This window comes from Oceanobacillus sp. MO10714A, assembly GCF_037072045.1.
GTDB lineage: Bacteria > Bacillota > Bacilli > Bacillales > Amphibacillaceae > Oceanobacillus > Oceanobacillus indicireducens.
Window position 1 is genome coordinate 1 of record NZ_JAXHDC010000048.1, and the last position, 25,997, is coordinate 25,997.

Sequence of the window (25,997 nt, forward strand, 5' to 3'; positions counted from 1 at the left end):
TGGGAAATATACGAAGGTCATCATCCACTTTCCAAAAATCAGAAATTATTATCATCTATAAGTATAATGGTGGGGTTAAAGAAATTGGTTAATCGGAAAATAAGTATCAAATTAAAGGTGTTCAAGTAGAATAATGTTTTTCGTAAGGCTTAATAAATATTAAATAATATAGTCAATAGTAAGTGAATTAGGGTAACAAAAGGTTAACGCAATCAAAAATAAGGTAATAAAAGACGTAAAAAATATTCATTTATCTGGAGCTAGAATGGAAGAAGACCGGCGGATTTTTTGTTTATAAGAGCTATTAAATTAAATAAGGTTTAGTGAATTGTTTCCAACAGTAGATGTCGATAGTAGGGTCGATCTTAATTTAAAAACAATAAGTGAACTGAAACTATAGACTTAATACGTAGTTTAAATCAATATTACATTAATAAAAAAGGAGCATTCAATTGGATTCGTCGAAATTCAGTATTAGTCGGTTACTTTTGTATTTTATACCCGTTTCATTATTTCTCTTTGTATTCGGTAATGTTTGACATATTTGATAGAAATTCTAGGTATGGTTCGCAAATAGGTATGCTTTTACAAGGTACTCTATATGTTTAAAAGTAAAAATCCATCCATGTCTAAAAATAGGATTGAAGGGTGTAAATTCACGATCTAAATTGATCGTGGTAATTACGTTACCTTTTACATTACTTGTATCAGGTATTTTAACAGTTTTTTTATTTATTGGCATTGAAAATGTCAGGTTAAACTTAACAGCAAGTGTTTTAACTACAGTTTTAATCAATACAGTGACAGCATTTATCTATGAGGAATTTCCAGAGGAAGTCTTTATTCATGGATTAATATTTGAAGAGTTACATAAGAAATTTCGTTTCATCATCTAGCTGATTTACAACCATTAATTTTCATCTGTGTGCCGATTATGGTGATGGCATTGGAGCCAATATTCTTTAGTGAGCTAATTGAAATTACTATAGTTTATTTTATATTGCTCTTCACTTTTTGAATTGCTTTACAGCTATATAGAAAGTATGCAGGAACACTATGGATGAGTATTATCTTTCATATTATTTATCTTGAAGTTGCTAGATATATTTCCATGGGTGCGATGTATGATCCGGATTTTACTCTTTTGGAGTTTGATAAGACATTTGAAGGATTGATGACGTTATACTTGTTATTTCTGTTTATAGTGGTATTTAGTGTGGTTATGTTGACAGTATTATTACTAATTGATAAAAAAATGAGTAATTGAAAATAGCTATAACAGGTTTTTATTATTTTTTGATCGAACTTTTCAAAAATGGTTCTATTAATACCACGATAAATCAAAGTTATATTTCCTCTTTTTATCTCCAGTTCCAAGTATGGGAAATATTATCCATGGTTTCAACATGCATATGAAATGACTTTTGAAAATCGACTGAGGCTCAAATACTTTATTTAAGATTTTTATTTGGTTATATTTTTATGTTCTTACTATTTTATTTAGCTGGAGCTTTCAAGTTTCATTACGTTTAACAGATAAGAAATGATTTTAAAAAACTTTATTTTTGTATTATTCATTATTATGTTGACTAGTTTTTATGTGAATTGTAATAAAATAGAGTTTGACATTTAAAGTATTTCTTGTTTTGGTTCTTAATAATAAAAATGATTCTACCTAACTGTTAATATTCAGTTGGGTTATTTTTTTAAACCTTTTTCTCTGATTTTTGGCATTTTACAAAAAAATTGTTGAAGATAATGAAAGGGGAAATCATCACACATCTTTACAGTTTCGAAGGGAGATGAGTGTATGGAGCCTTCTCGTACTGAACGGCAGAAACAGCTATCTAAGGGGATAACATTTTCAATTTTAACACTGCAAGAAGAAAATCAGCTCTATACCTTAGACATACACTACGCGGGAGAAGGAATAGAAGAACAATCAAGTGGCTGGTAAGAGAACTACTCCTACACTTCTTGCAAAAGCGATGCATAGCTTGCCAGTTTAGAAGCGTATTATCATCCTACTATACTACTTTTTTAATCTTTCTGATGTAAAAATCGGTCAATTGTTCAACATTTCACGTAGTACTGTACAGTATAGGCGAACGAGTTCTTTTAAACCGTTAAGACGCTTTTTTGAGAAGCATGCAGATGAATGGGATGATTAATACTATTATGGAAAACAATGAGCGTGGTAATACGTATTGGGGCATTGATGTAAACATACATGATCGTTTACGTTCGAAGCTTATGCAGGGCATTTTAGCTTTCAAGATTTAATTACATGGTTAAGTTTTCCCTTTCACATATATTGTTCTTTGACAAAGAAAGCACGGAAGATAACGCCGTGCAGTATAGACCGAAAATCAGATACGTTCTACTGATGATGAGCCACTTGATTCATACGCCATGACTTTCGATAGAAACGAGCGATTATCTATGAGTCTAATGCAATCGTGGTGGATTGCTGGCGATAACCCATCAGTATGGATAATGATACTCCTCTACCGTCATGGTTCGAACGTTCAAAGCGTCGCAAGCTATGAGTAGGGCTGGAAGGAATACTTGCAGGGGTGAAATTCCCGTGGAGCTGTACCAACAGCCGTCTGATTTTTAATTGATTAATTATAAGGGGGCGTGTTTTTTGAAACAGAATTTGATTCTTTATAGTATGCAAATTGCTATGTTAAAACAACTGCTAACCCGTAAATTGATTACTGAGAAAGAATATTACATGGTTAAAAATAAATTAATGAAAGAATATGGCATCATTTCTGATATTACAGACTGAATTGTGTTTCTATTGGCGATACAATAGAAAGTAAATAGGGAACACAAAAGGAGGAACTGTTATGTCAAAAGTAGAAGTGATTCGTGCCAATAGTGACTTAGCCAGCCGGAAGCGTGGAAAAGAAATAAAACAGCTTAGGGTAGCAGCCTATTGTAGGGTAAGTACAGATTCGGAAGATCAGTTAAATAGCTATAAATCACAAGTCTCTTATTATTCTGATTTAATTCAGAAAAATGTTGAATGGGTGTTAGTTGATATCTATGCAGATGAAGCCATTACAGGCACACAAGTAACGAAACGTGAAGACTTTCAACGAATGATCAATGATTGTATGAATGGAGATATTGATATGGTGATTACGAAATCAATATCTAGATTTGCAAGGAATACATTAGATACGCTGAAATATGTTCGGATGTTAAAAGAAAGAGATATAGCCGTTTATTTTGAAGATGAAAAAATCAATACATTGACAATGGATGGAGAATTGTTGCTTGTCGTATTAAGTTCAGTCGCACAACAGGAAGTTGAGAATATATCCGCTAATGTTAAAAAAGGTTTAAAGATGAAAATGCAACGTGGAGAGTTAGTTGGTTTTCAAGGATGCCTTGGTTATGACTATCATCCAGAAGATAAAAGTATTTCAATTAATGAAAAAGAAGCGGAAATTGTTCGTTATATTTTTCAGAGATATGTGGAGGGAGCCGGAGGGAGTATTATCTCAAGGGAGCTAGAGAATTTAGGCTACAAAACAAAGAGAGGTACTCCAACATGGGCTGAAACAACTGTACTCGGAATTATCAAGAATGAAAAATATAAAGGCGATATTTTAATGGGAAAAACTTTTACATTAGATCCCATTTCAAAACGTCGATTAGAAAACTTTGGTGAGGAAGATTAGTATTATTTACGAAATCACCATGAACCAATTGTCAGTGCTGAAATGTTTGATAAAGCACAGGAAATTAGAATGAGAAGAAATGGGGGACGAAATACAGTAGAAAATAATGGCGGGAAGCGAGAAAAGTATAGTCGTAAATATGCGTTTAGTTGTATGATTGATCGATTGTGCCTATTGTGGAGGTACACTAACAAGACGTAGATGGCATAGTTCAACGAAATATAGCAAAACGATTTGGCAGTGCGTTACAAGTACAAAGAAGGGAAAAAAGTTCTGTCCACACAGTAAAGGAATACCCGAAGAAGCTATTGAAAAAGCTTTTCTAGAAAGTTACCGAATTATGTGTAATAATAACAAAGACGTATTGGAAGAATTTTTGCAACGAATGGAAGAAGCATTAAGTTCCAATACGATTCATAAAGAAATAGCTAAAATAGAAAAAGAAATTCAAGGATTAGAAAACAAAAAGAATAAATTAGTGGATATGATACTGGAGAATATTATCGATAAAGATACGCATGAAGATAAATATAATTCACTTATGCAAGAGATTAATGAGAAAGTACAAACAAGAGAAAAGTCCTTATCGAATTTAGAAGAAGAAAAGGATATTAAAAAACGCTTGTTAGCTTTCAAAAAAGTATTGGAACAAAATGAAGTGATTGATACGTTTGATCGGTATGTATTTGAAAGTGTCGTTGACAAGGTAATTGTCGGTGGAGTAGATGAAGAGGGAAATAAAGATCCTGCCATGATTACGTTTGTATATAAAACGGGTTTAAGTAATAGTATTTTTCTTCTTCGGTAAAGCTAGCCTTTGATTCTAGAGTTTTTCCACGGCGATCCTGAAGACCCTGTTTCCCATCTTTTCCATATTTACGTACCCAGCTATATACTTGTTGATAAGAAGCATTATACTTTTTAACCGCCTCATGATAATTGCATTCGTTCGCAATCGTATATTGGACAATTTCAATGCGTTCTTGAAGTGTGGTTTTACGCCCTTTTGTCATGGTTTCTCTTTACTAGTAGATTTTATCTCTTTTCCACTAGTGTACTGGTTTATCCATTGACGTAAAACCGAATTAGATGAAATATTAAACTTCTCACAAGTCATTCTCAGACTGCCTTCTCCACTTAGATAAAATTCAACAGCTTCCCTTTTCAGTTCGCTGGAATACTTCTTCCATATCCTCGCTTCCTTTAAACCATCCACACCATCTGCTTCGTATTTACTCACCCATAAGTTAATCGTAGTACGGTCAACAGAGTATTCTTTAGCAATCGTACTGACAGACGTCCTCCCCTCAATTGCACGTAATACTGCCTCGATTCTTTCGTCTAACGTATGTTTACTTCTTCTTTTAGACATAGAAAATGCGCCCAATATAGTAGTAGAGAATTTTTAATATTTCTCTGTCTACCATATTGGGAGCATATCAAAAAACGATGTGTACTATCTTACACTTATTTTTCAAGATATTTCGGCAGCTTGATAATTACTTTAAACAAATCTCCATCGATGTGAATGCTAAAATCGCCCTTTTGTAACTCAATTAGGCTTCTGGCGATGGACAGTCCGAGACCGCTGCCTTCTGTTGATCTCGATTCATCTCCTCGTTTAAATCGCTCCATTAATTCATCAGCCGTCATATTTAACTCTGCAGCGGAAATATTTTTAAAGGTCATCTGGATCTTGTCATCTCGATCAGTAATATCAATGTAGACCCTCGAACCTTCTAGCGCATAATTAAAAATATTGGAGAAAAGATTTTCGATGGAACGCCAGAGTAATCTGCCATCCGCTTTCACATAGATCTTGTCTTCGGGATGATTTACTTTGAATTGGAGATTATTAGCTTCAATTTTATCTGTCAGTTCGCCTATGCCTTGTGTAATTAATGAATTTACATCAATTTTTTCTAGCTCTACAGGAACATTCCCGCTAGAGGCTTTGGCTGCATCGAATAAGTTATCGGTCAAACTTTTAAGCCGCTTTGATTTTTGATCTAAAATTTCCACAAATCCCTTCGCTATGATTGGGTCTTCTGTCTGTTTTAATAAGTCGACATACGTAATAATGGAAGTGAGGGGAGTTCTAATATCATGGGAGACATTTGTAATTAGCTCGGTTTTCAGCCGCTCACTTTTTAATTCATTATTTACTGCATTTTTTAATCCATCCGTGATGGTATTAATATTTTTAGCTAATGTCGCAAATTCGCCTTTACTGGTGACATCAATCGGGTGATGCAGATTTCCTGTTTTAATTTCAGCAACCCCGTCTTGAATTGCTTGGAATTCTTTCACTTTTTTATAAGCAAACCATGCTGCGACTCCAATTGTTACTGGGAACATGAAGAAAGTTAGGGCAATTAAAATTGGATAACCGACAACGATTAATACAGTTTTCATTCCCGTTTTGCCGCTCCGGTATATATTATTTATCCATTGAACGATGATCAAAATTATTTGGAAAATCAATGTATGCTTAAATAACGTTCTGTTTTTAATATGCTTCACAAGCGATAAAATCAACACAAAGACAATAATAGCAATTGGAATTGAAATCAATAGAATCATTTGTTGATCGACATTATATAAGAATTCCGCAAGTACAAAGAATAACAAGATGAAAGCAGCGACAATGATTACATTTATATCCGTGAACATTTTATCAACGAAATGGAAATGTATCTCTTTATCTTGAAATGACTTTCTGCCAATAACTAGTGCAAGATAAATGAATAAGAAAAGAAAGCCCGAGATAAAAAGAATTAATTGGTATAATTGTTGTGAAGCTTCTTCGCTAGTCTTGTTCCACTCCTCAATGGCAGGATTTAAAAATTCTTCGGTATATGCGAGATAGACTACTGTGTTTTCTTGATTGAGCTGTTCAATTGGCTCTGTAACCCATTCTAGGTAGTCACTTTCCTGTACTTCTTCCGGATAAGCTTCTATCTTATAGTCTTCAAAGATAAAATAAGCAGGCAGGGCTTCAAACTGCTTTTTATCTTTCATTGTTGTGTTTGTATATACTTGATTTCCATCAGTTACGTAATAAAGCGGTGCTTTCCTATTTTCTAGCCTTTGCAACAGCTGATGGTATTCTCTTAATTCTCTTTGAATCAGTTGTTCTCTTCCTAATGTGATTTCTTCATTGTATTCCTGTTCAAATTTCTCATATTGCTCTTCTTCGGTTGCAGAGGTTTCTGTGTTCCGGAAATCAGAATGTACATGATCCATATAATCATAGAATAACTCTTCTTCTATATTATTCCATGTGCTCTTGTCAATCGTTTCCCCTTTTAAAATATGCTCTTCATTTTTATAGATTGTCAGTACATCTGCTATGTCCCGAACAAGTGAAGAGCTTTGTTCCGCATAGTCGTAACTTTGATAATAATTTTTATTGACTAGACTATAGTTATAGTAGGGCATCTTCACTAGGTTAATGGCTGATGTAATCGCTCCTGTAAGGCATGCTATCATCAGTACAAAGACAATAAACTTGGTAACATTAGTATGACTAAATTTTTTCAACTTTATATCCCACTCCCCAGACGACTTTTAAATATTTTGGCTCTTTCGGATTGATTTCAATCTTCTCTCTAATTTTCCGGATATGCACAGCTACTGTATTTTCCGGTCGATAGGCTGGTTCATTCCATACCTTTTCATAAATTTCTTCGATGGAAAATACTCGCCCAGCATTGGCAGTTAGCAGCTTGAGAATTTTATATTGCACTGGTGTAAGATGAACTGTTTTTCCATCTGCAATAATGCTCTTCGTTTCATCGTCAATTTCAAGACCGCCCGTTTGATAGACATTGCTTTTCTTCTCGAGACTACCTAAGGACGTATATCTTCTCAAGCTTGCTTTTACTCTGGCAATCAACTCTAGAGGGTTAAATGGCTTCGTGATGTAATCGTCAGCCCCTAAATTCAACCCGATAATTTTATCTGTATCCTCTGATTTTGCGGAAAGCATAATGACGGGAATATTATTTTCCTCACGAATTTTCCGCGTTGCTTTCATTCCATCCATTACTGGCATCATAATATCCATAATAATAAGGTGAATCTCATGATTTTGAATAACGTCAAGCGCTTCTTCCCCATTATAGGCCTTCAGGATTTGATAGCCCTCATGTTCTAAATAAATTCCAATCGCATCGACAATTTCTTTATCATCATCACAAATTAAGATGTTCATGAACGTTCACTCCTGCATCATATTCAAAACTTCTCTTTCCTCGAGTAAAAATAGTATAGCAACTAAATCTTAACAATTAACAGCGTTAATTCTTAAGGTTTTCTTATTATTATTTGTCACGATGTAAAGTGAAACTTCAATCCGCGGGGAGTTTTCTTCATCTCTACGGATTGTTAGTTGAACGAACCTTAGGTGTTACGTTTCATCCTACCTAAATTTTCTCGACATGGACTGAAGGTTTGAGGTGGGAGTTTTACGGACGGTTACGCCGGGATAACATTAAGAAATTCTTAAGAATGGTATAAGGGCTTTCCAGGATTATAGTTATCTTAATCATAATCATAACGGAAGGGGGATGAAAGAGAAGAGAAAAAAGATATATTTATTTTTAACGGATACAGGGACATTATATAACGGCTTTCCGAAAGAAGTCTCCCATCCTCAAGGAATGTGAAGGTTCGAATAGCAACAAGGAGTAGGTGGAGACGAATTTCGGTTGGCTTTAGCCAAAACTCCTTCCATATGGTATAATGGGAACATACATGCTGTTTGGTGGGGTGAATGAATATGACTAAACAACATAAAGCCTTCCAATTTCGTATGCTACCAAATAAAGAACAGGCAGCATTATTAGCCAAAACATTTGGTTGTGTTCGTTTTGTCTACAACATGATGTTAACAGAACGCAAGGAAATATATGAAAAGTTCAAAGATGATAAAGAAGCACTTCAAAAGCAAAAATTTCCGACTCCTGCAAAATATAAAAGTGAATTTCCATTTTTAAAAGAAGTGGATTCTTTAGCTTTGGCAAACGCACAAATGAACTTACAAAAAGCTTATAAAAACTTTTTTGAAGGTCGTGCTGCATTTCCGAAATTCAAAAGTCGTAAACATAAGCAGTCTTACACAACCATGCACGTTGGGAAAAGCAGCGTTTGAAAGTGGCTGAACTACAAGAAAAGATAGCCAATCAACGGAAAAACTTTCTTCACCACCAATCAAAAGAATTAGCATCAACCTATGACGCTGTTGTTACCCGAAGACTTGGACATGAAAGGAATGTCTCAGGCCCTTCACTTTGGGAAAAGTGTTCACGACAACGGTTGGGGGATGTTCACGCTCTTTTTAGCGTACAAGCTAAAAGAACAAGGGAAACAACTTGTGAAAATTGATAAATGGTTTCCTTCTACTAAGAAGTGTTCTTCTTGTGGTGCAGAAAAACCGATGAAACTATCTGAACGCACCTACCGTTGTTCCTGCGGCTATGTGGCAGATCGTGACTATAATTCCGCCATCAATATCAAAATGAAGGGATACGCCTATTAGCGTTATCATAAGCAACCAAAACTCTTGGAACGAGAGGGTTAGCTCGGTCAATTTTCGTTGGCTAGTAAAAGCAACGATAAGTCGAGAAGCTCCCACTTCAAGAGACCCGCAAGGAGGATAAGTGGTGGGAGTAGTTCACTCGAATGATTAAGGTTTATACTACGCAAGATGGACGAATGAAGGAATATAAGATTCAAATCACTGACAGGGCACTTTCCGATATGGAGGAGATATATCGTTATATTTCAGAGCAATTACAGGAACCAGAAGTGGCTATGGGACAGTATAATAGGATAGCGGAAACAATTGAAACACTTGGTATGTTTCCGGAACGTGTGAAGTTAACGGGGACAGAACAAGGCCATTTGTTGGGGCTTAGACAGATGCCAGTTGATAACCTTTCAGAGTTTTTCCATTTAAGAGAAGAACGGGCTATCATTACAAATGTAATGTATAGTTCTAGTGATATTTCCAACCGCTTGAAAGACTCCTGATAGTTTTATTGTTAAAATAAGCATTTTCAGTTCCAAAATTGAGTAAAATCTCGGGTTGTCCTCACAGGGAGCCCGATTTTTTTATCTTTTAATAAATGAATGAATTTCATAATTCTTACCGCTTGTCTCCCAACGCTTTTGAGAGGTGGAAAAAGAAGCACCCCCCCAAATCTTGTATGATGGTAATATCCACAAAACCATAAAAAGACTGAAGGAGTGCATCTTATGACCACTATACGAGATGGAATCTACTCAAAAAAGTATGAAGCGGTTATTTCGATGATAGATTTGGAGGCAATCTATAAGTAAAAAATCACGTCTTGGCTCCCCTGAAGAACGGAATTATGGCACCATAATTATTTTCTGTTTTGACCCTCAATTCTAGTAATAGTAAAATAAAATTCAGGACAAAAAAATAAAAATATTGTGAGGAAATGGAGGTATGCAGTATGGTTAAAATAGATGAAAATTTAAAATCTGAGTTGGATGAACAAATGCAGGAAGGCTACAAGCTTTCAATGTCCGGGAAAACGACGGCTGCTGCCGATATGTGGATTGGGCTATGGAGGAAGTTCATTGATACGATGGATTTGTATAATCTGGAATACATTGAAGACATGGATAAAGCGTTTTCTGGCTTGCAAAGTATTTACAACTGGTCGATGGATTTTGAAGTGGAATTAAGTAATGCTGCGAGGGAAGATAAAAGGTTTGTTCAGAGCAAAATAGACTTTTGCACGAAATACATAGCTTTAAAGAAAGATAAGAACGAGTATAATGTTCTTGTTCTAAAACGTGTAATTGCTGCTTCATACTTCGAAATGGGTAAGACTGATGAAGGTGAGAAGCTTTTCAAGGCGTATATTAAGGAGCATCCTACCTCAGGCTGGGGATGGATTCATTGGTCAGATCAGTATGGTATGTTTTCAGAACCACAGAACAGGGATATTGAAAAAGCAAGACAGATATTAGAGCAAGGTCTAGAGGTAGAAGGGCTTAATGATAAGCTAGATGTGCTTGAAAGGCTAGAGGCGTTATACACAGAACTGGGAATGACACAAGAATCGGTAGAACTATTACACAAAATTGCCGACGAGAAGGGGAAAAGGAATATTGGAGAATGGCAAGAAGTGTTACCATTATTCCAAAAGAATCCCCTAGTAAAAACAATTAAAGTAGGTAGAAATGATCCCTGCCCTTGTGGTAGCGGGAAAAAATATAAGAAATGCTGTGGGAAGTAACATGTAGAACCAAATGTCAGTCCCCCGCCACTGTAAAGTGCTAAAGTAATGGGGACAGGCACTTTTCTTTGCATCTGTAAAAGAGAGTGATTTGCATTGTACTGACTTGATTAAAAATTGTAATCGTTTAAATAGGGATATTTTAATCTTTAATTACCTGTTTGAGCCAGGTTCAAGTTTATTGGGGAATTAAAGGCAGTCTAATTGCCCATTCGAGCTAGATACCATTTCGTTCGGGCATTTTACCGTAAACGAGATGCCTAAGTTTAGGTTTCATCATTTATACCGGAGCTTACTGAAGTTACGGGAAAGACCAATTTCTCAATTATAATAATGAAAAATTGGTCTTTTAAAATGGCGATTTTGAATCGTTTCGCCATACTCGTGTGTCTAATAGATAGAGAGGTGAAAAAATGCAACGGGTTAAACAAGCTCAGCAGGGAAATGAAGCGGCTTTTCTATCATTACTAAATAAAGAACAAGATAAAATTTACCGAATGATCTTTGCATACGTGCAAAATGAAACGGATGCAATTGAAGTCTTTCAACAAGTAACTATTCGTGCCTTTGAAGGGATCGCACAATTAAGAGAACCCTTGTATTTTTCTACGTGGCTGATGCGGATTGCGATTAACCAAAGTATTACATATGTGAAAAAAAGAGATAGAGAGCGCGCGGTTGCTCCGGAAACCTTGCATTTAATAGAGGCAGATTATAAACCGATTGAAGAGCAACTTGATTTATGGCAAGCATTACAGTCTTTACCGAATCACTATAAAACTGCTTTGTTATTACGGTTTTATCATGATTATACAGTGCCACAGATAGCTGAAGTGGTTGAACTTCCGATTGGAACTGTAAAAACACATATTCGTCGCGGTTTACAGATGCTACGACAACAATTGAAGGGAGTGTATAATGATGAGTGGGCAAAATCCGTTGAAGAAACTGATGAATAATATTCCTGTACCACAGCAAAAACTGAAAGAAGTTTTACGTGTAGAGGGACTAAATAAGGTATTTGATAGGTCATCGCACCGTATCCAGGCATTACGGGAAGTTGATCTTACATTGTACGAGGGTGAAATGGTAGCGATAATGGGAACGAGCGGATCGGGTAAAAGTACACTCCTTAATATGTTAAGTGCTATTGATGCTCCAACAAGCGGGAAAATGTTTGTTTTTGGTGAACATGCAAATATTCACCAAGAACCACAAGCAACGATTTATCGGCGTGACCATATTGGCTTTGTATTTCAGTCTTTTGAGCTTTTAGAAGATCTTGATGTGATGGATAATATAGCAATGCCACTGATTTTAAAAGGATTAACGCATTATGAAATTGAGTTGCGTGTCGAGGAAGCACTTGACCAGGTCGGTATGAAAAAATGGCGCAAACATTTGCCTACAGAGTTATCAGGCGGACAGCAACAACGTGTTGCAATTGCACGCGCTTTGGTCGCAAAACCGTCGATATTACTAGCAGATGAACCTACAGGGTCACTTGATTTTAATACAACGAATGATATTCTAAATTTACTCGTGCAATTAAATAAAGACCTTCAACAAACAATGGTTATCGTCACCCATGATGCATACGTTGCGTCATATGCAGATCGAGTCTTATTCTTCTATGATGGACAAATTATTGATGTTTATACAAATGAAAAAGATGAAAACGACTTAGATAAGATCTTGGAAAAATTTAAATATGTAGCTCGAGGTGAACGATAATGTTTAATCTACGCACCATCGCCTTAAAGCTTTTTCGTGCAGGAAAGACACAAGCAATAACGAGTATAATCACCGTGGCAATTGCGATAGCACTTGTGGTGATGATGTGTACCTATGGTTTTAGTGCCAAAGAAAAACTGGATGAAGATATCTATGAGCTATACGGTGATAGTAATATTGAGTTTGGTTACGAACTAGAAGATGAGAGATATATAGATAAAAAACAGCTTACACAGGTAGCGAATTTATCTGGTGTTATGGCGGTTGCACCAATATTGTTAAATCCGGAAGTTACGGTAGAAGGTATATCTATTAACATGCTTGGCGTGAATAACGATGAACTTACGAAAAGTCGTTTGCATTTTACGGATAATATTGAGCAAAATGAGATCATTGTAAGTGAACGTTTATTACATTCTTTGGAAAAATCGATTGGGGATCAATTGGAAGTTGGACATCAAACATTTACGATTGCAGATACTTTACCCATCCATAAATTTAATACAGCTTATATTACAAATGCTGATATGAAATCACTATTTCCCTATATGCAGGAAGGAAAGTTTGTATTGGTACAGACAATTCCTGAACTAGAGGAAACAGTAGGAACACAAATTGCTAAAATGGATGAATATTTACGTGTGGATTTATTGAATGAATCGGAAGCTATGCAAAAGAATATTGAAGGTCTGCTTGTTTTTATCGTTGTCTTATCCCTATTTGTATTAATCATTACGGGCACGTTACTCTTATCAAATTTTCGTATCATTTTTACTAAGCTGCAAAAGCAATTAATGCGTTTACGGGCAATAGGGGCGACAATGACACAAGTTGCGCTGATAGTACTAACCCAACTAACTACGATTATTATAATAGGTGTATTAGCTGGCACATTGCTCGGTGTTGGGATGATGAAATTTGGACTTCATCGAATCATTCGGTCATTGGCATTGCCCCCTGTACAAACAACAACACCTGTTATTACGGTTATCGTAATTGCATTAGTGAGTCTTGTCGTACTACAGCTGTTTGTGATGTGGCAAGTTTGGAAGAGCACCAATGTGTTAGCAATGCAAATGAAACAATTAGAAAAACAGGTTGTTTGGACGAGGAAAAAAGGATGGGTTAGCAGTGGGGTTGCAGTCATTGCCATCTTTTTATTGTTAATCGGAATGAGAGAAAATGCTCCCGTTCAAAGCTTCATTGGTTCCGCTATGATGACCGTCTTATTTATATATGTCTTGCCGTATGTATTTAAATGGTGTATACAACATTCTCTGCCATATTTGCGGGGGATATTTGGCAAAAACTTTTATATAGCATTGCAGCGGCTGCTCCCTCAAGTACGTAAAAATATGTCGGCGATATTAACAATTATAAGCGTGATGGTCATTTTGGTGTTTAGCACTGCTACGATGAAAAGTGTAGCTGTCTCAAGCGAGCAATATATTGACAATAAATTTGAAACTGAGGTTCACGGAACGTATGATTTATCTGATATAACAGGAGAACAGACGCTTGAATTATTAGCTGATATTAGGAATTTAGAAGGTGTGCGTGATGTGTATGCCAGCAGTGGAATTGCAAGCCTTGGTGTCCAATTGCCTAATGAAGTGATTGATGCGGATGTACAGGCAACAAACCTTGCATATCGAGATCAGCAATATCCTGTCACAGGTGCAGTTGTCAAGGAAAGTTTTGCAAAAGAGCATCATATTGAAGTGGGAGATGTACTTCCAATAATTGACTACTATAATAATCAAAACTATGAGCCACTCCTTGTTAGCGCGATTTCTGACGAATCAACACTATTTCAATATAGCGATATTGTCGTTGACTGGTCCGAAGAGATAGCAAATGTTTTATATATGCATGAAGTTTTTGTTGATGCGGATGACGTGGAAGTTTTGCAGCCTATTATGAGTAAATTACCTGCAATGCATTTCACAACAAAAACAGCGGAACTTGAGGAAGAATACAAGATGTTTCAACAACGCTACGTCTTAGTTATCGGCACATTAATTGTTTTAATTATAGGTGCATCGTTTGGTGTTTTACAGACATTAACGAATGACATCTTAAGCCAACAATCAAGTTATCGGATTACACGTTTATTAGGCTTAACACAAAACGGGATGATGTCAGTTATTGTTTGGCAGGCATTGATTTTTGTTTGTTATGGGATAGTATTCGGGTTAACTTTCGGTATATTCTTTACGAAACTGCTTTGGCATGTAATTGATCCAGCATCTAGTACTCTAGTAGATGGTACGGCGGTTTTATATACAGTTGCTATCATATTTGTACTAACGCTTATCTGCTTTACATTACAGGGATACCAGATGAGCAGGCGGCAACTTTAAAACACAGGAGACACTTGACTATGTATCTCCTCGTAATGTGTGAGAAATAGCCTAACTATTTCATTTGGAGTTAGTTACGTTGTTAACAAGGGTTGACGAATAAGTCACATTGATTTTTGCATGTTTTTACGTTAAAATGGATATAGATAGTAAAAGAGAGAAGCAGTAACTTCTCTCTTTGTAGCCTCGGCCGTACAGGCGGTGGTTGTAACAAAAGATTATTTATTACTTCGAGAACCACCCGGCTTCCTACGGCAACGGGTGGTTTTCTCTTCGTTTAAAAAAGTTTTCTGAAATACATACGCACTAATCGCGCGAATGATCCCTTTTAACACTTCTTTTAAAAACTCCAAGAAAGTATCCATGATTATCACCTCCCTCCCCTTTTTAAGGAAAAGGAAAACGTGACAACCACCCACCCATATAACTTTGACTGCACCTATAAATTACCATTATTTAAAAAGCAAAACAAGAACGCAAATTCGTGTGTGTAATGGGTAATTATTTATGAGATAATTACTTTGCAAAGACTAGGATTATGGTAAGATATCATAAATGAAATCTGTAGGGGTGGTGAATAAAATGAACCAAAGTGAAAATGAAGTAAAACAAGTTGCGGAAAAACGGTTAGGGCTCGTCATTGGTGTTCATACGTTGTCCTTATTAGCTGCAGCTGCTTTTCCTGAAGGCCGTTTCCTTTTTTGGCTCCCTATTTTACTTGCTGTAGAAGGTCTTATTGTTTTTCATTTATTACGATTGTGGAAAAGATATAAATATCAATCAAAGCATTATTATACGATTAATATGTATTGGTTTTTAATAGGGTTAAATATTTTTGCTTCGTTGCCAATATTGCGATTGTGTTACGGAACACCTTACTTTTGGCTCATTTTACCATTAATGATTATCGTCTTCCTTTATGCTCATTTCATTAGAGAAAAGATTTTAGTTCTTTTTGTAAGTCCAAGTAAAGTAAAAACGTTATATCGATTGCCTGTATTGATGCGTATTTTTGTAGTTGTATCCATTTTCATGCTGATCTTCCTTCAAATGAAATCATTTCATCCTAATTTTGGGTTAAGTATCTTTGTTTATTTTGTCAGTGTGGGGCTGTTATACATAGCTACGCCTTTCTCTATTCCGGTAGATCAAATTGAACAGGTAAAGAAAGAGAATGGTTTTGTAGAGTATAGCTCGTAATTCGGAAAGTGATGAAAAGACCAAAGGCTGGTAAGAAACGCAAAAAAGAAAACATCAATGCATTATTGATCGTGTTCATATATAGATAGCGAGGACATTGAATCTATAAAGTAATGACGACGATTACTCTACTAGAGCGGCGAATGAAGATCTAAGTTAACAGTTGTTATTTCAACAACTGTTTAACTTAGATCTATCTTAGAGTAGGGTGCTACTAAATAAATTAAATCATCTGCCCATCCTCTAACAGTATTCCACCTTCCGCGTTAAAACTACGATAGGCTAAGCACACCTATGCTTTTTCTGAAACATCCATTTATGTAATGATCCTCTTCCACATCATTACCAGTTACTAATTGCAATATTTGTGCAATTTATCTTATATATATTCCTCAGGTATCATTTTCATCTCCTTATCCTTATCCTTTTCCCATTCTGAAACACAAATTGAACAATCCATAAATCGTGAGATATAGATGAAGATTTCACTTCATACAGTATAATTGGGAAATTAAAAATACAATAGAATAATATTTAAGACACTAGGAGAATATCCTGTAAGTGATGTTAAATGATTAATATAGGATGGGTGATTCCATGAGCGACAAACAATCAAGAGACCAGAAAGCTATGGGTAAAAATATTAAACAAGAGCAATTGGATCAATACCGTATATCAAACGCTGGCAAACCAATGACGACAATGCAGGGGAAAAAAAGATCTCAAGATACGGATCAATTAAAGGCTGGTATACGTGGTCCTTCACTTCGCCAAGATTATGAGTTCTTCGAAAAGATGTCACATTTTAACCATGAAGAGATACCAGAGAGAGTAGTCCATGCAAGAGGTTATAGTGCACATGGGGAGTTTGAATGTTATCAGTCCATGCAACACGTAACGAGAGCAAAGTTTCTCGGAGAAGCTGGAAAAAAGACACCACTAACTATCCGTTTTTCTACTGTACAGGGACCTAAAGGTTCCTATGATACAGCTAGAGATTTACGTTGCCAGGGAGTTAAGCTTTATACAGAAGAAGGAAATCTTGATTTAACAACGATAGCAATGCCTGTATTAATTAATCAGGATGCAATGAAGTTCCCCGATGCGATGCATGCGTACCAAGCAAAGCAAGATGATGATATACCAACGGCAACCGGTGCACACGATCATTTTTGGGATTATGTAGCCAATAATCCAGAATCTCTTCATATGGTGACATGGATTATGTCTGACCGTGGCATTATAAGAAGCTATCGAATGATGGAGTCGTGGTCCATTAACACGTATCTATTTGTTAATGATAAAGGGAAGGCAACCTTTATGAGATATGTTTGGAAGCCTATTCTTGGTGTTCACTCCCTTCTTCAGGATGAGGCAATCAAACTTGGGGGAATTGACCCTGACTTTCACCGCAAAGATTTGAGAGAAGCGATTGACAATGGTTTCTATCCTGAATACGAATTAGGTGTCCAGTTAATCCCATTAGAAGATGAATTCAAATATGATTTTGATGTTCTGGATCCTGCTAAGTTCTGGCCAGAAGAGCTTGTGCCTGTACAAATCATTGGTAAGATGACTTTAAATCGAAACATACAGAATTACTTTACAGAATCTGAACAAGCCGCATTTAATCCCGCAAATGTTGTCCCAGGCATAGACTTTTCCAATGACCCGGTCTTACAAGGAAGGTTAATGGCGTACCGAGATACACAACAACATCGACTTGGAAGTGCAAACTACGACGAACTGCCAATTAACCGATCGATCTGTCCATTTCATAACAATACAAGACGAGGCTATATGAGACAACGAATTGATGTGGATCAGGTAGACTATCATCAAAATTCACTAGCACATAATACACCTTATACGGTACCGCCAGAAGAAGGTGGATATGAATCATATCCCAAAAAGGTGGATGGACACGTAATACGTGCCAGAAGTGATTCGTTCAAGGATTACTTTTCGCAAGTGAGAATATTTTGGAATAGCTTAACACCTGTCGAAAAGCATCATACAATTGATGGATTTAGCTATCAACTTGGAAAAGTAAAAAGCAAATCGGTTCGTCAGCAAAACGTAGACCTATTGGTTAATGTAGATATAGAATTGGCTACAATTGTTGCTGATAATATTGGTGTCAGTCATCCGCGCGGCTCCCATGTTAACGTATCGACAAGTTACGCTTCACTTAGTCAGGAAAGTACCCCTAAATATGCCTCGACACTAAAAGTTGGTGTAGTAATTGCTAATGGTTTTAACGGGCAAGAGGTAATGAATGTCCTTAATAGCTTGCAAGAAAATGGGGTGTTTTTTGATATTATAAGTGATAAACTTGGTACAGTTTCCGGAAACGATGGAACAAAAATTGAGGTAAATATGACCTTTGTAACGTCCAGTCCTTACTTATACGATACTATTTATATTGTTGGTGGGGATACTGGAAACCAAGCTAAATTCGCGCAGCACGTTACAGACTATCTACACCATGCATATCGACATTATAAACCAATAGGTATTGCTACTACTGGAGAGTCCTATTTTCAACCATCAAAAAATAACAATTTGGCTGGTGTCGTCTTTGCTACAAACAATCCTAATTTCGAAGCTGAATTTGTGAATGCAATTGCTCAGCAACGTTTTTGGAATAGAGTATAGTAAATATAAAGTTTGATTTATTGGAGTACAGGTGAAAAAATATGAAATTGTATCGAAGGAAGTGTCCCTTCTCCATATCGAATTGCACAGGTGAATAAATAAGGTGGTATCTTGTATTTGATGAAACTTGAGAAAAATTCCTCACTTACTGTTAAAGTACTTGAGGGATTTTTTAATGGAATTTTTGTTAGAAGAATAAATGCCATTAATATCTTTGGACGATTACCCAATGCCGATGCATTAGGATATATGCTATGATGGGGAAGGAGGGATTGCATGATATACATAGGTGTAACGGGGTGGAAAGACCATCAATCCTTATACCAACCACATGTGAAGTCAAAAGATAAATTAGGAGAATATGCCAGTCATTTTCCAATAGTAGAAGTGGACGCATCGTTTTACGCCGTCCAACCTATCCGCAACACTTCAAAATGGGTTAATGAAACGCCGGAAAAATTCCGTTTCGTTGTGAAGGCTTATCAGGGCATGACAGGACATCAGCGAACTAATTCTCCCTTTGATTTGAAAACGGAGATGTTTCAAGCATTTAAAGATTCCTTAGTACCTTTTCAAGAAGCGAATAAATTAGCGATGGTCTTATTTCAATTTCCGCCCTGGTTTGATTGCAGGACAGAGAATGTCACTTATTTACGGTATTGTAAGCAGATGATGGGAGATATTCCGATTGCCTTAGAATTTAGACATCAATCTTGGTTCAGTGAAGCCTATCGTGACAGCACCCTTGATTTTATGAAACAGGAAGGCTGGATTCATACGATTGTCGATGAGCCGCAAGCGGGGGACGGTTCGGTACCCATTGTACCTGTAGCGACACATCCTGAAATGACGTTAATCCGGATGCATGGCAGGAATGTCTATGGATGGGTTAGACCGAAAAATGCGGATACGAATTGGCGGGAAGTCCGTTATTTATATAAATATAATGAAAAAGAATTACTGGAATGGAAAGAGCGCGTCTTAAAACTGGCGACATCCTCAGAAAATATTTATGTCTTGTTCAATAATAATTCTGGTGGGGATGCGGCTGTGAACGCAAAACAATTTCAAGCGATGTTGGGGATCGACTATGAAGGGCTTGCTCCCAGACAACTTGGCTTATTTTAACTGAAATAATGATTACAATTTGATGGGGGGGGATTTTTTATTCCCCTCTTTTTGTTATTGTATAAAACACTAGGAATTGGGAAAAAGAAAGGGGAAGCTATTTCACCTAAATGAGGGGATCAAATGGTAAGACGCTCGATATTCAATCGAATGAAAACGAGAAAAAAAATGAAGCAAAGCCAAGCACAACAAGAAGAATTCAATACTTCAATTACTAAAAATCTGGATGACAATTTAAAGTCAATCAAAAAAATGCTTGGAGATCCGACTGATTTAGTCATGCGCGAATTAATTATTGGCGGTTTAGAAAAAAGAGCTGCCATTATTTACATTAGTGGAATTACAGATGAAGATCTTATCAATAACAATATTTTAAAAGTGATCCAAGAAAATCTCAAGCAGTTTGAAACGGGTATCCTAGACAAAATACATAGTGAAGTTGTTGCAGTTACGGATACAGATAAATCCAATAATTTAGATGATGTTTCCCTTGCCATTTTAAATGGGCACACTGCTTTCTACTTAGAAGGTTATGAAGAAGTACTACTTATGGGGACTACTGGCGGGGAAAGCCGCTCGATTGAAGAACCAGAGTCTGAGACGTTAGTGCGCGGACCAAGGGAGGGATTTGTTGAAAGTATTTTTACAAATATGGCATTAATCCGCAGATATATTAGAGATCCCAATTTACGCTTTAAGAAACACAATGTTGGTAAGCGTTCTAAACAAATGGTGGTTGTCTGTTATGTAGAAGGGATCACAAATCCGGATTTAGTAAATGAAATAAATCGTAGGCTGGCAACGATGGACATTGATTATATTTCAGATTCATCCTTTGTCGAGCAATGGATTGAAGATAGCATCTACTCTCCCTTTCCGCAAATTCTTGATACCGAAAGACCTGATTCGGTTTCCGCAAGCTTAATACAGGGGAAAGTAGGAATTATTGTTGACGGCACACCATTCGCACTTATTGCTCCCATGTCACTTAGCGATGGTCTAGCGTCACCGGAAGATTATACCCAGCGCTGGATGTCTGCAAGTCTATTAAGGATATTGCGTTTTCTAGCAGCTTTTATCGCAGTGTTTTTACCCGGGCTTTATGTTGCCTTTGTATCGTTTCACCCTGGGATGATCCCGAGTACACTGGCATATTCCATAGCAGCTTCTAGAGAAGGCGTTCCATTTCCCGCCGCAATCGAAGCGATTCTAATGGCAATCACTTTTGAGATTTTACACGAAGCGGGGGTAAGGCTCCCTAAAGTAATTGGTCAAACGATTGGAATTGTAGGTGGTTTAGTTATTGGAGAAGCGGCAGTTAGTGCTGGCATTGTCAGTCCAATTATGGTAATTGTAACAGCACTTACAGCGATTGCAGCGTTTAGTATCCCCACTTATAGTATGAGTATCGCACTTCGGACGTTTCGTTTTATCGTTATTATTGCAAGTGGCGCTTTAGGGTTATACGGGGTTATTCTTGTTTATATTATGATGAACATCCATATTGTAAATTTAAAAAGTATTGGAATGCCTTATTCTACTCCCTTTGGGCCTTTGTTTTTGAAAGATTTAAAGGACGCTGTCATTCGTGCGCCATTTACGAAATTAACTCGTCGACCAAAACATTTGGAACCAGTAGATGATGTTTCTAAAGATACTTCTATTAAATAAAGGGCAAAAACAATGTCATATCAAAATAAAATATTTGAAAATAAGTAGAAGCCCTCTACAAAGGAGAAACATTCATTCATGTCACCTTTTAAATATGCAGATGAAAGAATTCAATCACAAGATATTATGATCGCCATACCTTCCGTAGCTATAGCAGTTAGTATTTTAGACCTTCCGGGAATACTGGCAAAGTCGGTGAGATTTGCCGATGGATGGATAGCTATTATTATTGCAGGAATACTGGCCGTTAGCTTGACATGGTTTGTAGCAAAAATAGTCTCCAAATTTCCCAATCAATCATTCCTGTCCTATTCATCCTCCCTTTTGTCTAAACCCGTTGCTTATCTATTGACACTATTGTTTGCGATACAAGGAATGATGATTGCTGCTTATGAAGTTTCGTCGATTAGTATTATCTCTAAACAATATTTATTTGATACGACGCCAGTTGAAGTTATTGGACTCTCCTTCTTGCTTATTGTTGTTTATTCTGTTTCTGGTAGTCGAGTCGGATTATTTCGCTTAAATGCGATGTTTTTACCGCTGATTTTTCTCGTTACAGGGCTGTTAATCATTTTTGCAATCGGATTTATGAAGTTAGATAATGTCTTACCTGTATTCACTACCGGAATAAATGGATATGTAAAAGGTACAATCGATAGTGCCCTTGCATATGCAGGAATAGGGATTTTATTTTTTTATATCCCTTTAGTAAAAGACATAAATAAAGTACCGGGTCGAGCGGCATTTGGCATGTCTTGGGTGGTGCTTTTATATCTGCTTATCTATTTAGTTTGTATCGCTGTGTTCGGACAAGCCACAACTGAGGTCATTCGTCTTCCTTTAATCGAATTGGCAAAATCGATCAAAATACCAGGAGGCTTTTTTGAAAGAATGGAATCGCTATTTTTTGTGATTTGGATTACGTCGATTTTTACAACTGCAATGATGACATATGATGTCGCTGTAATGGCACTGCAATCCATTTTGCCAAAGCTTAAAAAGCATACGATTGTATTTGGGCTATCACCTCTTATTTATTTCATCTCGACGCTTCCTAATAACTTTTTGGAAAATGTCAAATTTGAAGAGTATCTGGCTTATACAACCTCTATTCTCCCTGTATTTGTCGTGATTCCGCTTTGGATCATGTATGGGATTAAAGGAGGCAAAAATCGTGGACAATAAAATGCTTCCTATCATGCCACTTCTTATTTTCTTCTTAGTCACTCTTTCAGGATGTTGGGATGAGGTGCAAATAGAAGAAAGAGCATTTTTATCTGCAGTTGCAATTGACTTGGCTGAAGATGATGGTGGAAAGGCAATCCTTGAATTAACCGAGCAAATTATAGTTCCTGCAGGTTTAGGTACAATTACAGAGCCCGGGGGAGGAAAAGCATATCGAAATATAAGCAGAACAGGAGAAGGAATATTCGAGACAAATCGGGATATTTCAAGACAGGAAAATCGAAAAATGGATGTCGAACATTTAGATTTAGTTATTATATCTAAAGAGTTAGCTGAGCAAGAAGATATGCTTGCAAATGTTTTAGACGTTTTTGTCAGGCAGGAGTACATGCGAAGGGGTATCTTCATTGTTGTAGCTGATAACAAAGCAAAAACTCTTCTAAATGTTGAGCCGGAACATGTCAAGATTCCGGCAGAGTATATAACCGAAATAATGGAGAATGCTGAATCTGTGGCAACGATGAAACCGATCCAGATTGGAGACGTTCAAGAAAAGCTATTAATCAATCGAAGCTTTACGGTACCACTCCTTACTGAGGTGGCAGACAACTCTATATATTACCAAGGTATAGCGGTAATTGCTGAAAAGCCAAATAAACTGGTTGATACACTAACGGGAGCAGATGCAAAAGGGCGACAATTTATTACTGGCGGTGCCCAGGATGGTAGTGTTACTACTGAAGTCGAGGGTGAACAGGCCACATTTGAAATTACGGGGAGTAGCAGTGATTATAAGCTGTTGAATCGTGATAAAAATGCATTGGAATTTCAAGTAGATATTTCATTAACAGCAGCGATTAGAGAATACTTTGGTACGGTAGATTTCTATAAAGAAGAAAATTTAAAGATATTTGAACAAGCGTTTGAAAAGGAGGTGAAAAAATTATCGGAAATAGCTGTCCGAAAAATGAAGGATGAACTACAAGTTGATGTGCTGGATTTCGATAAATATCTTAGGATTCATCATAATAAACTATGGAATGAAATAAAACAAGATTGGGATCATGGGGAAAATTATTTTTCCGAAAGTAAAATTACCATTAATGTAAAGGGAACGATTACACAACCAGGTACTTCAGTTCGCGTAAACTCGAGAGGGGATTAGTAGAAATGTGGAGCATGATCACCGAAAGGATACCATCCCTATTAGGGGTGTTTTGTACTGTTTTAGCATACCTCATCCCGCTTTCCATTTATAAAGTAAATCAGAAATTACATGAAGATGCTGATCCTCCTTGGAAGAAGGAAGAGGAAAAGCAATCTTCTCCTAATTAGCCGTTCGTTTATTGATTGTCATTAAAAAAGGTAGTGAACTGGTAATGATGTTACAAATAATAACACTTATATTGGTTACGATAGTCCTTGCCATCCTTTTATTTCTCATTTTCGGAAGACGCTGGATTTTTAAAGCAATCGTAAAAAAAATTGGAAACATAATATTTACGGATAGCTATCAAGAAAATTTGATCGAATTAATTCCAGGACTTGCACATGTTGGCTTACAGAATATGTTGGAAAATAATCTGCGAGCAGATTCAGGTGAAGTTCTACACCGTCCAATCGGTGGTTCTAGGTCTTGGCCGCATTTGTCTAGTCTAACATTCATCCCTGCCCAAATTACCACGTTTCCTACAGATAGCGATGATGAAGTTGATGTAAAAATTACGATCGGTCCCAAGGCAAAAAAACCTTTAAATACTGAAATCCCATTATTGATTAGTGGAATGGCTTATGGGCTGGCACTAAGTGAGCATGTACGGATGGCCCTTGCGAAGGCAGCTAAAGAGGTTAATACTGCAATTAACACCGGTGAAGGAGTGGTGTTACCCGAAGAATTAAAGTTGGGCGGCAAGCTAATCTTGCAGTTTTCCAAAACAGCTTGGGCGAAAGAACAGAAGCTTTATAAACAAGTAGATATGATTGAGATTAAACTTGGCCAAGGTGCTAAGATGGGCATGGGAGCGAAAATTCAACCGGAGAATTTGACAGGGAGAGCGAGGAAGCTGATGGGCCTTAAGGAAGGAGAAATTGCTCAAATTTATGAGCATTTTTTTGACGATCAAACGATTGATGACCTTAAGGATTTAGTAAAGGAACTACGGAAAGTTTCTGGCGGTGTTCCAATTGGGGTAAAGATTGCTGCTGGCGGGAGATTGGAAGAAGATATTGAAGCTTCACTTCACCTCGGAATAGACTTTATTTCAATTGATGGCGGCCAAGGCTCAACCCATGGTGGTGCTCCGATTTTATCTGACAGCTTCGGAATACCTACGCTCCACGCAGTTGTTCGTGCTGTTAATCATCTGGAAAGGCTCGGAAAGAAAGATTCCGTAAGTTTAATTGTTTCAGGCGGGTTATTTACACCAAGTGAGTTTCTAAAAGTGCTTGCTTTAGGGGCGGATGCTGTCTATATAGGATCAGCATTGTTATTTGCTGTCACCCATAATCAATCACTAAAGGCAGTTCCTTTTGAACCACCAACTGAAGTTGCTTTTCATGAAGGGAAATTCGCCAACCAATTTAACATTGACGATGGTGCTCAAGCAGCGGCAAATTATTTAACATCAAGTGTAGAAGAAATCAAGGAAGGTATCCGTGCAATGGGCAAACATTCTTTGAAAGAAATTTCGAGACAAGATCTCGTATCCTTTGATGAAACAACAGCAAAATTTGTTGGGGTTCCATTTTCATTTGTTCCTTGGTCGGATATGAAAAATGAAGAAGGGTAGTGAATATAAGATTTATGATTTTTGTGCTCTGATTACCGTTCCGGTGCCCGGTGGACGGATACTTTCCCAATTAAGTAAGATAATCATGCGTAGGGGAAAATAGGAATCGATTGTTTTCTTATTAGGGCAAGCTGAGCGCCCTAAAAGGCTAATAGTTCCCTATTGTTTTCCCATTAAAGTAAGAAGAACATGCTAAAGGTAAAATAACCCTCAGTTGTTTTCCCATTAAAGGAAGAAGAACATGCTAAAGGGAAAATAACCCCTAGTTGTTTTCCCATTAAAGTAAGATGAACA

General features: G+C 36.8%; 24 protein-coding genes and 2 pseudogenes. 21 read left to right on the forward strand and 5 right to left on the reverse strand.

Annotated features, from left to right (window positions below; genetic code table 11):
- Window positions 1-668: 668 nt before the first annotated feature.
- From SPD53_RS16640 to SPD53_RS16670, 6 genes and pseudogenes are all read left to right on the forward strand, one after another.
- On the forward strand, window positions 669-896 hold the full coding sequence (locus SPD53_RS16640) for a hypothetical protein (protein ID WP_336253228.1): 228 nt from the start codon (window positions 669-671) through the stop codon (window positions 894-896).
- A 914-nt stretch (window positions 897-1,810) separates the two neighbouring features.
- Window positions 1,811-1,957, forward strand: a complete 147-nt coding sequence (locus SPD53_RS16645; RefSeq protein WP_336253229.1) for a hypothetical protein — start codon at window positions 1,811-1,813, stop codon at window positions 1,955-1,957.
- Window positions 1,958-2,647: 690 nt separating this feature from the next.
- Entirely contained in the window at window positions 2,648-2,794 is a 147-nt protein-coding gene (locus SPD53_RS16655) for a conjugal transfer protein (RefSeq protein ID WP_336253230.1), read from the forward strand.
- Window positions 2,795-2,855: 61 nt separating this feature from the next.
- Window positions 2,856-3,695 (forward strand): recombinase family protein, encoded by an 840-nt coding sequence (locus SPD53_RS16660; RefSeq protein WP_336253231.1) that lies wholly within the window; start codon window positions 2,856-2,858, stop codon window positions 3,693-3,695.
- 157 nt (window positions 3,696-3,852) lie between these two features.
- Window positions 3,853-3,969: pseudogene (locus tag SPD53_RS16665) on the forward strand (recombinase zinc beta ribbon domain-containing protein); the annotation flags it as partial.
- A 66-nt stretch (window positions 3,970-4,035) separates the two neighbouring features.
- Window positions 4,036-4,503, forward strand: coding sequence for a hypothetical protein (locus SPD53_RS16670; RefSeq protein WP_229782595.1), 468 nt, complete (start codon window positions 4,036-4,038; stop codon window positions 4,501-4,503).
- On the opposite strand, the gene SPD53_RS16675 is transcribed toward SPD53_RS16670, so the two are convergent.
- The 4 genes from SPD53_RS16675 to SPD53_RS16690 form a co-directional block, all read right to left on the reverse strand.
- The gene (locus tag SPD53_RS16675) at window positions 4,451-4,708 is read right to left on the reverse strand and encodes a helix-turn-helix domain-containing protein (protein ID WP_188856448.1); all 258 of its coding nucleotides are present in this window, start codon (window positions 4,706-4,708) and stop codon (window positions 4,451-4,453) included. The two genes, SPD53_RS16670 and SPD53_RS16675, sit on opposite strands and share 53 nt — an antisense overlap.
- Entirely contained in the window at window positions 4,705-5,067 is a 363-nt protein-coding gene (locus SPD53_RS16680) for a helix-turn-helix domain-containing protein (RefSeq protein WP_336253232.1), read from the reverse strand. Before SPD53_RS16680 ends, SPD53_RS16675 begins: the two co-directional genes overlap by 4 nt.
- A 95-nt stretch (window positions 5,068-5,162) precedes the next feature.
- Complete coding sequence (locus SPD53_RS16685; protein WP_229782590.1) at window positions 5,163-7,238, reverse strand: sensor histidine kinase; 2,076 nt, start codon at window positions 7,236-7,238, stop codon at window positions 5,163-5,165.
- On the reverse strand, window positions 7,225-7,911 hold the full coding sequence (locus SPD53_RS16690; protein ID WP_188856446.1) for a response regulator transcription factor: 687 nt from the start codon (window positions 7,909-7,911) through the stop codon (window positions 7,225-7,227). The genes SPD53_RS16685 and SPD53_RS16690 overlap by 14 nt, the downstream gene beginning before the upstream one ends.
- Window positions 7,912-8,478: 567 nt before the next feature.
- Here SPD53_RS16690 and SPD53_RS16695 point away from each other — a divergent pair.
- The 6 genes and pseudogenes from SPD53_RS16695 (at window position 8,479) to SPD53_RS16720 (ending at window position 15,069) form a co-directional block, all read left to right on the forward strand.
- Window positions 8,479-9,248, forward strand: a pseudogene (locus SPD53_RS16695) (RNA-guided endonuclease InsQ/TnpB family protein).
- A gap of 132 nt (window positions 9,249-9,380) precedes the next feature.
- Window positions 9,381-9,731, forward strand: a complete 351-nt coding sequence (locus SPD53_RS16700) for a type II toxin-antitoxin system RelE/ParE family toxin (protein WP_229782589.1) — start codon at window positions 9,381-9,383, stop codon at window positions 9,729-9,731.
- A gap of 449 nt (window positions 9,732-10,180) precedes the next feature.
- Window positions 10,181-10,972 carry an SEC-C metal-binding domain-containing protein gene (locus tag SPD53_RS16705; RefSeq protein WP_336253233.1) on the forward strand — a complete coding sequence of 264 codons (792 nt, stop codon included), beginning with the start codon at window positions 10,181-10,183 and terminating at the stop codon, window positions 10,970-10,972.
- 413 nt (window positions 10,973-11,385) lie between these two features.
- Complete coding sequence (locus SPD53_RS16710; RefSeq protein WP_336253234.1) at window positions 11,386-11,931, forward strand: sigma-70 family RNA polymerase sigma factor; 546 nt, start codon at window positions 11,386-11,388, stop codon at window positions 11,929-11,931.
- Window positions 11,924-12,706, forward strand: coding sequence for an ABC transporter ATP-binding protein (locus SPD53_RS16715; protein WP_442946225.1), 783 nt, complete (start codon window positions 11,924-11,926; stop codon window positions 12,704-12,706). Before SPD53_RS16710 ends, SPD53_RS16715 begins: the two co-directional genes overlap by 8 nt.
- Complete coding sequence (locus tag SPD53_RS16720) at window positions 12,706-15,069, forward strand: FtsX-like permease family protein (protein ID WP_336253235.1); 2,364 nt, start codon at window positions 12,706-12,708, stop codon at window positions 15,067-15,069. Before SPD53_RS16715 ends, SPD53_RS16720 begins: the two co-directional genes overlap by 1 nt.
- A 218-nt stretch (window positions 15,070-15,287) precedes the next feature.
- Here the strand turns inward: SPD53_RS16720 and SPD53_RS16725 are convergent, their stop codons facing one another.
- Complete coding sequence (locus tag SPD53_RS16725) at window positions 15,288-15,434, reverse strand: hypothetical protein (protein ID WP_188856443.1); 147 nt, start codon at window positions 15,432-15,434, stop codon at window positions 15,288-15,290.
- 217 nt (window positions 15,435-15,651) lie between these two features.
- On the opposite strand from SPD53_RS16725, the gene SPD53_RS16730 reads away from it, so the two are divergent.
- From SPD53_RS16730 to SPD53_RS16770, 9 genes are all read left to right on the forward strand, one after another.
- The gene (locus tag SPD53_RS16730; RefSeq protein WP_336253236.1) at window positions 15,652-16,269 is read left to right on the forward strand and encodes a hypothetical protein; all 618 of its coding nucleotides are present in this window, start codon (window positions 15,652-15,654) and stop codon (window positions 16,267-16,269) included.
- 597 nt (window positions 16,270-16,866) lie between these two features.
- Window positions 16,867-18,927 (forward strand): catalase, encoded by a 2,061-nt coding sequence (locus tag SPD53_RS16735; protein WP_156857683.1) that lies wholly within the window; start codon window positions 16,867-16,869, stop codon window positions 18,925-18,927.
- 120 nt (window positions 18,928-19,047) lie between these two features.
- A complete protein-coding gene (locus tag SPD53_RS16740) occupies window positions 19,048-19,185 on the forward strand; it encodes a hypothetical protein (RefSeq protein WP_336253237.1) in 138 nt (45 codons plus the stop codon).
- 18 nt (window positions 19,186-19,203) lie between these two features.
- Entirely contained in the window at window positions 19,204-20,055 is an 852-nt protein-coding gene (locus tag SPD53_RS16745) for a DUF72 domain-containing protein (protein WP_336253238.1), read from the forward strand.
- 150 nt (window positions 20,056-20,205) lie between these two features.
- Window positions 20,206-21,726: a spore germination protein gene (locus SPD53_RS16750; protein WP_336253239.1), complete on the forward strand. Its 1,521-nt coding sequence runs from the start codon at window positions 20,206-20,208 to the stop codon at window positions 21,724-21,726.
- A 78-nt stretch (window positions 21,727-21,804) separates the two neighbouring features.
- Window positions 21,805-22,914 (forward strand): GerAB/ArcD/ProY family transporter, encoded by a 1,110-nt coding sequence (locus SPD53_RS16755; RefSeq protein WP_336253240.1) that lies wholly within the window; start codon window positions 21,805-21,807, stop codon window positions 22,912-22,914.
- On the forward strand, window positions 22,904-24,079 hold the full coding sequence (locus SPD53_RS16760) for a Ger(x)C family spore germination protein (RefSeq protein ID WP_188856439.1): 1,176 nt from the start codon (window positions 22,904-22,906) through the stop codon (window positions 24,077-24,079). The genes SPD53_RS16755 and SPD53_RS16760 overlap by 11 nt, the downstream gene beginning before the upstream one ends.
- A gap of 5 nt (window positions 24,080-24,084) precedes the next feature.
- Window positions 24,085-24,249 (forward strand): hypothetical protein, encoded by a 165-nt coding sequence (locus tag SPD53_RS16765; protein ID WP_188856438.1) that lies wholly within the window; start codon window positions 24,085-24,087, stop codon window positions 24,247-24,249.
- Between the two features lie 47 nt (window positions 24,250-24,296).
- Window positions 24,297-25,703: an FMN-binding glutamate synthase family protein gene (locus SPD53_RS16770; RefSeq protein WP_336253242.1), complete on the forward strand. Its 1,407-nt coding sequence runs from the start codon at window positions 24,297-24,299 to the stop codon at window positions 25,701-25,703.
- Window positions 25,704-25,997 lie beyond the last annotated feature (294 nt).